11 protein-coding genes are annotated in these 13,420 nt (G+C 62.8%); 2 read left to right on the forward strand and 9 right to left on the reverse strand.

Annotation, left to right across the window (positions count from 1 at the left end; genetic code table 11):
- Positions 1 to 57 precede the first annotated feature (57 nt).
- Entirely contained in the window at positions 58 to 312 is a 255-nt protein-coding gene (locus tag ACSQ2Z_RS03120) for a YMGG-like glycine zipper-containing protein (protein WP_436079870.1), read from the reverse strand.
- 514 nt (positions 313 to 826) lie between these two features.
- On the opposite strand from ACSQ2Z_RS03120, the gene hemA reads away from it, so the two are divergent.
- Positions 827 to 2,044 carry a 5-aminolevulinate synthase gene (gene hemA, locus ACSQ2Z_RS03125; RefSeq protein ID WP_436082957.1) on the forward strand — a complete coding sequence of 406 codons (1,218 nt, stop codon included), beginning with the start codon at positions 827 to 829 and terminating at the stop codon, positions 2,042 to 2,044.
- Positions 2,045 to 2,069: 25 nt separating this feature from the next.
- On the opposite strand, the gene dxr is transcribed toward hemA, so the two are convergent.
- The gene (gene dxr, locus ACSQ2Z_RS03130) at positions 2,070 to 3,275 is read right to left on the reverse strand and encodes a 1-deoxy-D-xylulose-5-phosphate reductoisomerase (protein WP_436079871.1); all 1,206 of its coding nucleotides are present in this window, start codon (positions 3,273 to 3,275) and stop codon (positions 2,070 to 2,072) included.
- Positions 3,276 to 3,530: 255 nt separating this feature from the next.
- Here dxr and ACSQ2Z_RS03135 point away from each other — a divergent pair, with 255 nt between their 5' ends.
- Entirely contained in the window at positions 3,531 to 3,953 is a 423-nt protein-coding gene (locus ACSQ2Z_RS03135; RefSeq protein ID WP_436079872.1) for an META domain-containing protein, read from the forward strand.
- A 52-nt stretch (positions 3,954 to 4,005) separates the two neighbouring features.
- On the opposite strand, the gene ACSQ2Z_RS03140 is transcribed toward ACSQ2Z_RS03135, so the two are convergent.
- The 7 genes from ACSQ2Z_RS03140 to nirB all read right to left on the reverse strand — a co-directional run bounded on the left by ACSQ2Z_RS03140 (position 4,006) and on the right by nirB (position 13,416).
- Entirely contained in the window at positions 4,006 to 5,484 is a 1,479-nt protein-coding gene (locus ACSQ2Z_RS03140; protein WP_436079873.1) for an FAD/NAD(P)-binding protein, read from the reverse strand.
- A 110-nt stretch (positions 5,485 to 5,594) separates the two neighbouring features.
- Positions 5,595 to 5,807, reverse strand: coding sequence for a hypothetical protein (locus tag ACSQ2Z_RS03145; protein WP_436079874.1), 213 nt, complete (start codon positions 5,805 to 5,807; stop codon positions 5,595 to 5,597).
- A gap of 197 nt (positions 5,808 to 6,004) precedes the next feature.
- Positions 6,005 to 6,142, reverse strand: a complete 138-nt coding sequence (locus tag ACSQ2Z_RS03150; RefSeq protein ID WP_436079875.1) for a hypothetical protein — start codon at positions 6,140 to 6,142, stop codon at positions 6,005 to 6,007.
- Positions 6,143 to 6,256: 114 nt separating this feature from the next.
- Entirely contained in the window at positions 6,257 to 7,747 is a 1,491-nt protein-coding gene (gene cysG / locus ACSQ2Z_RS03155; protein WP_436079876.1) for a siroheme synthase CysG, read from the reverse strand.
- Positions 7,719 to 10,376, reverse strand: coding sequence for a nitrate reductase (locus ACSQ2Z_RS03160; protein ID WP_436079877.1), 2,658 nt, complete (start codon positions 10,374 to 10,376; stop codon positions 7,719 to 7,721). The genes cysG and ACSQ2Z_RS03160 overlap by 29 nt, the downstream gene beginning before the upstream one ends.
- A 248-nt stretch (positions 10,377 to 10,624) precedes the next feature.
- Positions 10,625 to 10,960, reverse strand: coding sequence for a nitrite reductase small subunit NirD (gene nirD / locus ACSQ2Z_RS03165; protein ID WP_018328231.1), 336 nt, complete (start codon positions 10,958 to 10,960; stop codon positions 10,625 to 10,627).
- 5 nt (positions 10,961 to 10,965) lie between these two features.
- Complete coding sequence (gene nirB, locus ACSQ2Z_RS03170) at positions 10,966 to 13,416, reverse strand: nitrite reductase large subunit NirB (protein ID WP_436079878.1); 2,451 nt, start codon at positions 13,414 to 13,416, stop codon at positions 10,966 to 10,968.
- Positions 13,417 to 13,420: the final 4 nt, after the last annotated feature.

A 13,420-nucleotide genomic window follows, 5' to 3' on the forward strand; every position in this document is an offset into this window, starting at 1 on the left:
CGGGGCAAAAGCCGCTTGCCGCGTTTTTGCCCTGCCGACTGCAGCCTGTGGGTTATATCACGGGCAATCGTCGATGTAGCGGCGGCCGTAGCGGTCGCGATAGTAGCACTGGCCCGGCTGCTCGCTGACATGGCCGATGACTGCACCGGAAACACCGCCGATCGCCGCGCCGACGGCTGCGCCGCGGACATTGCCGGTGATCGCGCCGCCGATGATGGCGCCGGAAACGGCACCGATGCCGGCACCCTTTTCAGTCTGCGTGCAGCTTGCGACCGACAAGGCGATCAACACAAGCGCAATGGCTCTTTTCATTTGGTTCTCCAATCTGGACGCGGAAGCTGACCTCTCCGCCGTCCGTTCCCCGGGAATGGAAGCTGGACGGTAAGGTCCCCCTCCTGTCGAACTTGCAACTTCGAAGATAATTGCATGTCTGCGAAAGTCTACAGATATCCTGCAAAAATCCTCTCGTTGCAAGAAATGCCATTCAACCTGAACGGAAGCTGAAGGCGCTGTTCCCAGCGGGACAGTTCCTAGAAATTTCCGGCGCCAATCCGGCGGCGATCCGGCGCAAGACACCGCCCAGCTTGCAATTTCCGGTGCATGATTGCAGCCGGTTTCATTGAAGCAGAATATAATGCAGGAGTGGTTCGTCCTTTTCCACGTGGGCTTGACTCAGATCAATGTTAAGTGGAATGAAATCCATGACGGATAGTTTGGAACTGTTCAAAATTAGGGGCCTTTTGCCGCAGCCAGTCGCGATCCCAAGCTTCGGGATTGACGCAGGGTGCCTTTCGATCAAGAACACGGCAAGGTTCTGGAGACGATGATGGATTTCGAAAGTTTCTTCAAAGGCGAACTGGACGGCCTGCATCAGGAAGGCCGCTACCGGGTGTTCGCCGATCTGGAGCGCCAGCGCGGAGAATTCCCGAAGGCGATCCGCTACAATGCCCAAGGCGAAAAGCAGGATGTCACCGTCTGGTGTTCCAACGACTATCTCGGCATGGGTCAGCACCCCAAGGTCATCGAGGCGATGAAACTCGCCATCGACCAGTGTGGCGCGGGTGCGGGAGGCACCCGGAATATCTCGGGCACCAACCACCATCACGTACTGCTCGAGCGCGAACTTGCTGATCTGCACGGCAAGGAATCGGCGCTCCTGTTCACGTCCGGTTACGTCTCCAACTGGGCGGCACTTGGAACGCTCTGTTCGAAGATCCCCGGCGTGATCGTCTTCTCGGACGCCGGCAACCACGCATCGATGATCGAGGGCATCCGTCACTCCAAATGCGAGCGGGTGATCTTCAAGCACAATTCGGTTGCCGACCTTGAAGCGAAACTGGCTGCTGCCGACCCGCGCGCGCCAAAAATCATTGCGTTCGAATCGGTCTACTCGATGGATGGCGACATTTCGCCGATTAAGGAGATCTGCGATCTCGCCGACAAATACGGCGCGATGACCTATCTCGACGAGGTTCATGCCGTCGGCATGTACGGCCCGCGCGGCGGCGGCATTGCCGAACGCGAAGGCCTGATGCACCGGCTGACGGTGATCGAGGGTACGCTGGGCAAGGCTTTCGGCGTCATGGGCGGCTATATCGCGGCATCGAGTGCGCTGTGCGACTTCATCCGCTCGTTTGCCTCCGGCTTCATCTTCACGACCGCGCTGCCGCCGGCACTGGCCGCCGGTGCGGTCGCTTCGATCCGCCACCTGAAGGAAAGCCAGATCGAACGCTTCGCCCATCAGGAACGGGTTCGCCGCCTGCGCAACCTGCTCGACAAGAACGGCATTCCACATATGGCCAATCCGAGCCACATCGTGCCGGTCATTGTCGGCGATGCGGCCAAGTGCAAGTGGATTTCCGATCTGCTGCTCGACAATTGCGGCATCTATGTTCAGCCGATCAACTATCCCACAGTGCCGAAGAAGACCGAGCGCCTGCGCATCACGCCGACGCCGCTGCATTCGGATGCCGATATCGACCATCTGGTCAGCGCGCTGCACCAACTCTGGTCGCGCTGCGCGCTGGCGAGGGCTGTTGCGTAAGGTAAATCTAACCTATTGAATTGACTCAGGCCGCCGCTCCGGCGGCCTTTGCTTTTTCGGCTATCGCTTCAGCAGCACGGGCGCGGGCTTCGCTGTCGGCGGCGAAAACGTCATCCATGGAGGCAGCCGGGCCGACGTTCGTCATGCGGTCCATGACCATCTCGGCGATGTCGGCCATATCGAGGAAGCCGATGCGGCCTGAAACGAAGGCGTCGAAGGCGACCTCCTCGGCCGCGCTCATGATCGCGCCCTGCAGGCCGCCGCGCTGCATTGCGGTGCGGGCAAGGCGCAGCGCCGGGAAGCGGACTTCGTCCGGGGGCTCGAAATCGAGCCTTGCGAGTTTGGCGAAGTCCAGCCGATCGACATTGAGTTTCGCCCGCGACGGATAGGTCAGCGCGTAGCCGATAGCCGTGCGCATGTCGGGGCAGCCCAACTGGGCGATCACGGAGCCGTCGGTGTATCCGACCATCGAATGGATGATCGACTGCGGGTGGACGATGACTTCGATCTGGCTTGGCGCGACGTCGAACAGGTGCTTCGCCTCGATCATTTCCAGCGCTTTGTTGAACATCGAGGCGCTGCCGATCGAGATCTTCAGGCCCATCGACCAGTTCGGATGGGCGCGAGCGATTTCCGCCGTCACGCCTGCCATCTGCTCGCGCGACCAGGTGCGGAAGGGACCGCCGGACGCGGTCAGCACGATCCGTTCGACGGCGTGGCGCTGATCGTCCTCCAGTGACTGGAAGATCGCGCTGTGTTCGCTGTCGACCGGGATCAGCCGCCCGCCGCCTTCGGCTACCGCGCGCACGAAGAGGTCTCCCGCCGAGACGAGGCATTCCTTGTTGGCGAGCGCGATATCGGCGCCGCGTTTCGCGGCGGCGAGCGTCGGCGCGAGGCCGGCCGTTCCGACGATGGCCGCCATCACCCAGTCGGCGTCGCGCTCGGCGGCCTCGATCAGGCCACTGCGGCCGGCGGCGACTTCGATGCCGGTACCCGCCAGTGCCGATTTCAGGTTTTCGTACTGACCCTCGCTGGCGGTCACGGCGAGTTCGGCGCCCGTCGCCCTGGCTTGCTCGGCGAGCAGGTCGATGTTGCCATTGCCGGTCACGGCGGCAATTTCGAATGCGTCGCGGCCGCCAAGCTGGCCGATGACGTCGAGCGTGTTGGTGCCGATCGAGCCTGTGGAGCCCAGAATGGTCAATCGGCGTTTTTCAGCTGCGCCGGAGGTCATGGCCAAGTCCCGTTGTTTTTCTTGTTTCGCGCTACAGCGCCGCGCGTCTAATATGGACGCGCGAGGGCGCCGCAGCACTTAAACTGCTGCATGATTTTATCCTTAGATCGATTCCGATTTAAGGAATTGTGCACTAGGCTCTACAGGTGAAAGCGACTGTCAACAAGGGTAGTCTCCAAACAGGATGTGGCGATATGGTCGCGCGTGAGGGCGATTCGCGGCAAACGCCGTCAATTCGGAAGGACGGTATCTCACATGTTGAAACTTGCGCTGTTTCTCTCCTGCTCCTGTGTGCTGCTTGATGCGACATCCGTCTCGACCGTCGTCGCTAAATCCGTGCCCGCCGAACTCGTCGGAACATGGCTTGCCGAGGATATCGGTGGCGGCGGCGTGATCGACGACTTACAAACGACGCTCGAAATCAACGATGACGGCACCTATTCCGGCTTTGCCGGCTGCAATCATTACACCGGCACATTCAACCTGAAGGCCAACGAGATCATCTTCGGCACGGCCGGCGCCACGCGCAAGGTCTGCGTTCCGGCCGTGATGGACCAGGAGTGGAAATTCTTCGATGCGTTGAAAAGCGGGCTTTCCTGGATGATCGAGGACAGCAAGCTGATGCTCGCGAAACCCGGTTCTATCACCGTTATGCGCCTAGCCGCGCACAGCTCATAAACTTAGGTGCAAGTGACCGCTGGTCACCGATAAGATCAACAAAAGTCTCTCCCTAAAGCGGGTTTTTCGGCGGAGGCGCTGTCTGCAAGCGCTCGGCAACCACGGAAGCGACGAACGCCGCATGTTCTGTCACCTGCGGCAGACCCATGAGTTCGCCGAAGGTGCCGCGTGCCAGGGGGCCGGCAATCAGGAGCGACGGTGTTACACCGGATACGGGGCCGATCGCTTCGCAATTGCGGGTACAGGAAAGCCCAAGGCCGGTCTGATCGAGCTCGAGATAGCCGCGCTCTGCCAATTCCGCGAGAAAGGGTTGGCTCGCAAGGATGCCGCCATGTCCGGGACCGGTGGTGACCACGACTGCATCATAGGTCCGCTCCACCGTCTCTCGGCCGCGCCGGAGACGGAGCGCGCAGCGGATCGTCTCGCCCTCGACGTTGGTACCTGCAATCGATCCGGCGAGAATTTGAAGGCGGCCCTGCGAAATCGCCTCGTCAAGTGCCGCTTCCACCTGCGGTGCGACCCGGAAGCGATGGACATCCCAATAAGGCCGCAGATGCCGGACGATACGCTGCCGTTCCGCCAGGGGCAGAAGCTGCCAGATCGATTGGCCCTGTGCTCGCACCTGGTCGATGACGCCATGCCAGGTCAGTCCGGTTGCGGTTGCCTTGCGAACGGCGCTGCGGATGTTCCGGACCAGCTTTCGAGCCGTGAAAGCCGGGTCGGCGAGGAAATCGCCTGTGGGATCTTGCGGGAAGGGCGCATGTCCCCGGGACCGTAGGCCGCGGCGGGAGATCGCGGTGATCGCGCCGGTGTGCCCCTTGAGTGCCAGGGATGCGATTACATCGGCAGAGGTCAGGCCGTTGCCGATGACCAGCACCCGGTCATACGCGCGTATGGCGTCGAGCGCGCCGGCTCTGGTCGGGTCCGGCACGAAGCGCGGATGGTCCTTCAGCAGTGTCTGAAGGCCGCCCGGCGCCACCGGTGGCGGATGGCTGGTGGCGAGGACGACGATGTCTGCCAGGGTCTCGCCGCCGTCCTCATCGACGAGACACCAGCGCTGCTGTGGGTTGCGCAGCAGATGCGCGACGGCTGCGCGGCGATGCTGGACGGCGCCGTCGGCGATGAAAGGCTGCAGCATGGCATTGACATAATCGCCGAAGACGTTTCGCCGGGGAAAGAGATTGCCGTCCGGCCGCAGGGCATCGGCATCGCCCGCGGTCGCTGCATGGTCGTCGATCCAGCGCAGGAAATGATCCGGCTCGTCGGTGAGAAGGCTCATGCGTGCGGCGGGAACGTTGATGCGGTGAGCGGGTTCCGCCGTGTCGTAGGCGAGCCCCCTGCCCAGGCCGTCGCGCGGTTCGAAGACGACGATCTCCGGCGGCGGGCTCTGGTCCGCTTGGGCGAGATGGAACGCCGTGGCCGCGCCGGAGACGCCGCCTCCAATGATGGCGACCACCGGGCGTTTCGCTTTCGACGCTGTCGATTCACTGCGCACTGACAAGGTCATGGGATTGACGATCAATTGGGTCATGACATCTCACCGCCGGCCAACCCTGACTGGCGCTAGTGTAAGTTTTCGATCCATTTGCCGGGTAAAAGCAAGAAGTGATTTGGCTGGATGTGGCGCAGCCAAGCTTTCGATCAGGATTTTTCGTCCAAAGCGCCAAGAACGCGGCGGAGCAATTCGTCTTCTTCCCGCACGCCATGCCGGTAAAGGGTCAGCACCAGCGCAGCCACCGGGTTGTTCGCATCGCTTTCGGGGGTTATGTTACGGGCTATCCTGGCCGCGTCGAAGACGCGCTGGCACAGTTCAACGTGAGGCGGCAGCATCGGCTCGTTGCGCCATTTCGTCATGCCCCGTGTCCCCATCCTATCAGAAATATGCGTTTGCCCTGTGAAGAAGCGTGATCCATGGCCACACGATGAGCGTATACCTTGAAGCTCGCATGCCTCGCGCCCGGCATGGGTGGCGGTCGAATATGGCGGTTTTCTGACTGAAGGGATTCGCAAAGTGGATAGTCTCTGCGGTTTTGTCCCCAAATTATGGGATATCAGGTCGGCTCTGCCACGACGGCAGGATCCATCATCGGGACTGCGCCGTTCAGATCGTTCCTGGCATATTTGATCAAGAGGATGCTCAGGATAGAACCGACGATCACGAAGACGACGGCTCGCATGGTCATTTGCATGGCATTTTTCCTGTTTTAGGTGCTGTGCAAACGTATGGAGTGCCAGGTCGTTCCGGAAGGGCAGTCACGATAAATAATTCCTGAGCAACGGAGCGGCGAGAAGGCCGGATAGCATCACACCGCCAGGGCTCGAGGCTGCCCCCATTCCGGCGCCGGCCATCGGGCTGGGCTCTCAACTCCGGATCGCGCCTCCGAAAAGGCTTGGCCGACGCCGATCAGGATCGGATTGTCGACGCCGATTCGCTCGACGGCATCTGCCAAATCGCCAACTGTCCCGATCCAGCGTCTTTCATCGCTGCGGGTGACCGCGCTCATCACCACTGCCGGGGTCGCGCTGTCCATGCCGGCGGCCAGAAGTCTGGCGCAAATCTGGCCCGCGGTGCGGCCGCCCATGTAGAAGATGGTTGTGGTACGCGGTTCGGCCAGATTTTGCCAGTCGAGGTGTTCGGGCAGGTCGCCGAGGCGCGAATGGCCGGTGACGAAGCGGACGGCCTGTGCGTGATCGCGATGCGTCAGCGATACGCCGAGCCGGGCGGCCATGGCGCTGGCGGAGGTGATGCCGGGCACGACGTCGACGGGAATGCCTTGCCGTTCGAGACAGGCGATTTCCTCGCCCGCGCGACCGAAGATCATCGGGTCTCCGGATTTCAGCCGCACCACGCGCTTTCCGGCCTTGGCGAGCTGGATCATCATCGCGTTGATATCTTCCTGCTTGCAGCTCGTCCGGCCGCCGCGCTTGCCGACGAGCATGCGCTTTGCTTCACGGCGGGCAAGTTCCAGCACCTCGTCGGAGACGAGATCGTCGAACAGGATGACATCGGCCGCCTGCAGCGCGCGCACCGCCTTGAGCGTCAAGAGTTCCGCATCGCCGGGGCCTGCGCCGACCAGCGTCACACGCCCGCTGGAGGATGTGTTCTTCGTGGCAATCCGCCCGGCATCGGCGAGAAGGCCAGCTTCGGTTTCGGCCTCGGGTGCCGCGCCGAAGGCGCGATCGACGAAATTTTCCCAGAAGGCGCGCCTCGGCGCACCGGGGCTGACCCGTGCATTGACCTTGTCCCGGATCGAATGCGCCAGCGCTGCCCAGGATTTCAGCGACGGCGGCAGCAGCGTCTCGATGCGGCGACGGATCGCCTGGGCGAGGATGGGGGCTGCACCATCGGTGGAGATGGCGACGACGACGGGTGAGCGGTTGACGATCGAACCAAACTGGAACTGGCAGTATTTCGGGTTGTCGATGACGTTGACCGGCACGCCGGCGCTGCAGGCCGCATCGAAGAACGCAGCAGCGGCTTCGTCGTCTTCGCAATCGGCAATGGCGATAGCCGCTCCTTCGAAGGCCGAAGTCGACCAATGCTCCTTGTGATGGCGGAACCGGCCGTCATCCTGCATGAGGGTCGCGAACGTATCGTTCAGCTCTCCCGCGTAGACGTGGACTTCTGCGCCGCAGGCCGCCAGCAGTTCCGCCTTCCAGGCTGCCGCATCCGATCCGCCGGCAACGATGGCGCGTTTTCCTTCGAGCGCCCAAAAGACCGGCAATTTGGCAAGCGGCGCCATGCGGGCAGGGCGGGCGTTGCGGTCACTCGGCAGCAGCTGCAAGGCATCCATCGATGATCCCCCTGATCTCGGCGCGGCAGGAGCCGCAATTGGTTCCGGCGTTCAATTCCTTGCCGACAGCCTCGACACTGTGACAGCCACCCCTGACGGCGGCGACGATCTGGTTGACGCCGACGCTGAAGCAGGAACAGACGGTGGCGCCCGGGTCCATGCGGCCGGCGCCGGGACGCCCGGCAACGACGGCGAACCGTTTTGCCATTTCGGCATGTCGGACAGTCAGTTGCTCGATCGCCCAGTTGCGCGCGACGGCGACCGGTTGGCGAGCGAGGAAGAATGCGGCAAGCAACCGATCGCCATCGAAAAAGGCAAGGCGCAGGTCGCCGGTCTGGGCATCGGCATAGCCGAGCGGCTCGATATGGTCGGGAATACCGAAATGGGTGCGGCACCAGTGGGTCCAGTTTTCCGGCGTGGCGTCGAACGCCAGTTCCAGCCGCCAGCCGCCATCGGCCTTCGCAAGCGCCCAATAGGCTGTGTCGAGCCCCTGTGGTTTGGTGGCCGAAACCGCAAAGCCAAAGCTTGCGACCTTCAGCCGCCGCGCAGCGACGGCGACGTTCTTCGAGGCCGGCTGACCGGAGAAGGGGTCGGTGACCGGCGCGACGACGGCGTCGATGCGGGCCTTGGCGGCAAACTGATCGTTCCAGTGCATCGGCACGAACAGACTGCCGCGGGCCTGACGTTCGGTAACGAGGGCACGGACGACGGCCTTGCCGTAGGGGCTTTCGATCTCGACGAGGCAGGCGCTGGCGATGCCTAGCTCCATGGCATCGCGCGGGTGGATTTCGGCAAAGGGCTCGGCGATATGGGCGGAGAGCCGGGCGCTTTTGCCGGTCCGCGTCATCGTGTGCCACTGGTCACGGATGCGGCCGGTGTTGAGCGTCAGCGGGAAATCGGTACTGGTGCAATCCGTGGCGGGAGCGCTGACGGCGACGAAACGCGCCTTGCGGTCGGCATGGAAAAAGCCACCCTCGGCGAAGAAACGGGTGGTTTGCGCCTGCGAGGCGGCTGGCTGCGGCCATTGGAAGGGGCGAAGTCCGTCATAGGCCTCACCATCGATCTGCTGGTACGCGCCGATATCGAAATCGCGGCTGCCGCCGTTTTCGAAGGCCGACAAAGCCGCGTGCTCGGCAAAGACCTCCGTCGCGGAGCCGAACGAGAATGCGTTGTCGAAACCCATGCGGCGGCCGACCTCGGCCAGCTGCCACCAGTCGGCCTTGGCTTCGCCGGGGGCGGGAAGATAGCTCCGCTGGCGGGAAATTCGACGTTCCGAGTTGGTGACGGTGCCGTCCTTCTCGCCCCAGCCGAGCGATGGCAGGAGGACATGCGCAAACTTCGCCGTATCGGTGTCGGTGAGGATGTCGGAGACGACGACGAAAGGACAGGCGGCGATTGCGGCGGCGACGGCATCGGCGTCCGGCATCGAGACGACCGGGTTGGTGGCCATGATCCAGAGTGCCTTGATCCGGCCGTCGGCGACCGCGCGGAACATGTCGACGGCCTTGAGGCCGGGCTTGCGGGCAATCACCGGCGACTGCCAGAAGCGCTGGACGCGGTCGCAATCCTCGGAATTTTCGATGGCCATGTGGGCCGCCAACATGTTGGCCAGGCCGCCGACCTCGCGACCGCCCATGGCGTTCGGCTGGCCGGTGAGCGAGAAGGGACCCATGCCGGGCCGGCCGATGCGCCCGGTCGCGAGATGACAGTTGATGATGGCGTTGACCTTGTCTGTGCCGGAGGCGGATTGATTGACGCCCTGGCTGTAGCAGGTGACGGCCTTTTCCGTTTCTTCAAACAGCCGGAAGAATTGCCGCAACTGCATGGAGGGCAGGCCGGTCAATTCCATCAGGTCGGCGATGCTAAGGGCCGAGGCCGTGGCGAAAGCCTCGGCGAAACCATTGGTGTGCTTGCCGATATAGTTCTGGTCGATCGCAGCGGTGCCGGCAAGGTGAGCAAGCAGGCCCATGAACAGCGCCACGTCGCCATCCGGTCGGATCGCCAGGTGCAAGTCGGCAATATCGGCCGTCATCGTGCGGCGCGGATCGATGACGACGACCTTCATGCTGGGCCGGGCGGCTTTGGCGGCGGCAAGCCGCTGGTAAATCACCGGGTGGCACCAGGCGAGATTGGAACCGGTCAGGATGACGAGATCGGCAAGCTCGATGTCCTCATAAGTACCGGGCACGGTGTCGGCGCCGAAAGCGCGGCGATGGCCGGCGACCGAGGAGGACATGCAAAGGCGCGAATTGGTGTCGATATTGGCCGAACCGATGAAGCCCTTCATCAGCTTGTTGGCGACATAGTAGTCTTCCGTCAGCAACTGGCCGGAGACGTAGAAGGCGACCGAATCGGGGCCATGCTCGGCGATGGTTTCGGAGAAACGCGTGGCGACGAGGTCGAGCGCGTCGTCCCAGCTTGCGCGTCGTCCACCGATCTGAGGATGGAGGATACGTCCGTCGAGGTCGATGGTTTCGGCGAGCGCCGAGCCCTTGGAACACAGTCGTCCGAAGTTGGCGGGATGATCTGGATCGCCCTTGACGCTGACCGCGCCGCTGTCATCGATCTTGGCGATGACGCCACAGCCGACTCCGCAGTAGGGACAGGTGGTCTTGGTTTCAGTGGGCATGGGCGTGTTCCCCGATCCCGCATCGCCTGTGGCTTTTACCCCCCTCTGTCAGCTTTGCTGACATCTCCCCCTCAAGGGGGGAGATCGGGAGCTTGCCGCGCCATCCGTGTCCTCCGGTGGTGAGTTGGGCACGAAGGGCCTCCAACTTGCCACACGGGGCGGCGGCATGCGCTGTCCGATCTCCCCCCTTGAGGGGGAGGTGTCCCGAAGGGACAGAGGGGGGTATCGCCATGAACGCCGTCATGCGCCTATTCCGCCGCCATCATCAGGCTTTCGAGCGCGATGGAGAGCGCACCGTCCTCGTTGCGCACGGCGATGGTCTTGACCTCGCCCTCATCGGCACCGAGCGCCTTGCCGCTTTCGAGCGAGATGACCCAGTTGTGCAGCGGGCAGGTGACGGCCTTGCCATGAACGATGCCCTGGCTCAAGGGACCGCCCTTGTGCGGGCAGTGATCCTCGATAGCGAAGACCTCGTTTTCGGCCGTGCGGAACACGGCGATCTTGCCTTGCGGCGTCTTCACGCAGCGGGCGCCGCGTAGCGGGATGTCGTTGATGTCGCCGATTGCGATCCAGTTCGTTTCCATATCCGTCACTCCGCCGCTTCCGAGTATCCAACCGTCGCCATCGGCCGGAACTCGTGCTTGTCCTTGCCGGAGACGCGCTCCGACCAGGGGTCGACCTGAGCGAATTTCTGGGAGAAGACGAAGCGGTCGTAATAGGCTTGGCGCTTCTCCGTATCGCCCATGATCTGGCGGCGGATTTCGTCGAGGCCAATGCGCTTGGCCCATTTATAGATGCGCTCCAGATAGCGACCCTGCTCGCGGTACATCTGCGTCAATGCCACGATATGCTGCAGCGCCTCGTCCTCGGTCTTCACGAGGCCGAGCACTTCCGTGCCCTTGATGTCGAGACCGGCGGCCCCGGCAAAATGGATCTCGAAGCCCGAATCGACGCAGATGACGCCGATATCCTTGCAGGTTGCCTCGGCGCAGTTTCGCGGACAGCCGGAGACGGCCATCTTGAGCTTGGCCGGCGTCCAGGAGCCCCACATGAACTTCTCGATGCGAATGCCGAGCCCGGTCGAATCCTGCGTGCCGAAGCGGCACCAGTCGGAACCGACGCAGGTCTTCACCGTTCTCAGACCCTTGGCATAGGCCTGGCCGGAAACGAAGCCGGCCTTGCCGAGATCGGCCCAGACGGCGGGCAGATCTTCCTTCTCGATGCCGAGCAAGTCGATGCGCTGGCCACCGGTCACCTTGACCAGCGGCACCTCGAACTTGTCGACCACGTCGGCGATCGCACGAAGCTCCTTCGAATTGGTGACGCCGCCCCACATGCGCGGCACGACCGAATAGGTGCCGTCCTTCTGGATGTTGGCGTGGACGCGCTCGTTGATGAAGCGCGACTGGTAGTCGTCGGCATATTCGTCCGGCCAGTCGCAGACGAGGTAATAGTTGAGGGCCGGGCGACATTTGGCGCAGCCGCAGGAGGTCTTCCATTCCAGTTCCTGCATGACGGCGGGAATGGTCTTCAGACCCTTGGCCTTGATCAGGCGGCGCACGTCGTCATGGCCAAGCTCGGTGCAGGTGCACATCGGTTGAACGGCGGCCGGATTGTAGGCGTCGCCGAGCGTGATGGTCATCAGCTGTTCGACAAGCCCTGTGCAGGAGCCGCAGGAGGCGGATGCCTTGGTGTGGGCCCGCACGTCGTCGAGCGAGGTCAGTCCCTTCGAGGTGATCGTACCCGTGATTTTGCCCTTGCAGACGCCGTTGCAGCCGCAGATTTCCGCATCATCCGGCAAGGCTGCAACGGCCGCCATAGGGTCCAGCGGGGACCCTCCCTGGTAGGCCTGGCCGAAAATGAGCGTCTCGCGCATTTCCGAGATATCGGTGGCTTTCTTCTTCAGGTCGTTGAACCAGGCGCCGTCGGCGGTTTCGCCGTAAAGCACGGTGCCGATGATGCGGTTGTCCTTCAGCACCAGACGTTTGTAGACGCCGGCCGTCGCGTCGCGCAGTACGATCTCCTCGCGGTCGTCGCCTTCTGCGAAGTCGCCGAGCGAGAAGAGGTTGATGCCGGTCACCTTGAGTTTCGTCGGTGTGTCGGAATGGACGAAGGCCGGCGTGCGATCGCCTGCCAGATGCGAAGCGGCGATGCGGGCCATTTCGTAGAGCGGTGCGACGAGGCCGTAGACCATGCCGCCGACCTCGGCGCATTCGCCAAGCGCCAGGATATCGCCATCGGAGGTCTGCATGCCGGCATCGACGACGATGCCGCGATTGACGGCGAGACCGGCGTCCTTGGCAAGTCCGGCGTTCGGACGGATGCCGACCGCCATGACCACCAACGTTGCCGGGATGATCGTGCCGTTGTCGAGCTCGATGCCCTCGACCTTGCCATCGCCGACGATGGCCTTGGTGTTGGCCTTGCAGATGACCTTGATGCCGCGTTCCTCGACGGCCTTCTGCAAGAGGTAGCCGGCGGCCGGATCGAGCTGGCGCTCCATCAGCGTCGGCATGACATGCAGCACGGTCACATCCATGCCGCGCGAGGCAAGACCTGCTGCCGCCTCGAGGCCGAGCAGGCCGCCGCCGATGACGACAGCCTTTTCGCGCGACTGGGCGGCGAGCAGCATGGCCTGCACGTCGTCGAGGTCGCGGTAGGTGATGACCCCGGGAAGGTCCTTGCCAGGAACGGGGATGATAAAGGGCACGGAGCCGGTGGCGATGACGAGCTTGTCATAGCCTTCCGTCACGCCGTGATCGGAGGTGACGGTCTTCTTGTCACGGTCGATCGAGACGATCTTGTGGCCCTTGTAAAGCGTGATGCCGTGCTCGATGTACCAGCCGTCGCCGTGGATGACGATTTGCTCATAGCTCTTCTCGCCCGAAAGGACCGGCGAAAGCATGATGCGGTCATAGTTGACGCGCGGCTCGGCGTTGAAGATCGTAACGTCATATTGGCCGGGAGCCTGTTCTAAAAGGTGCTCCAGCATGCGCCCGGGCGCCATGCCGTTGCCGATGATGATGAGTTTTTCAGCCATTGGA

Source organism: Pararhizobium sp. LjRoot235 (assembly GCF_964254145.1).
In the GTDB taxonomy this organism is placed as follows: Bacteria; Pseudomonadota; Alphaproteobacteria; order Rhizobiales; family Rhizobiaceae; genus Pararhizobium.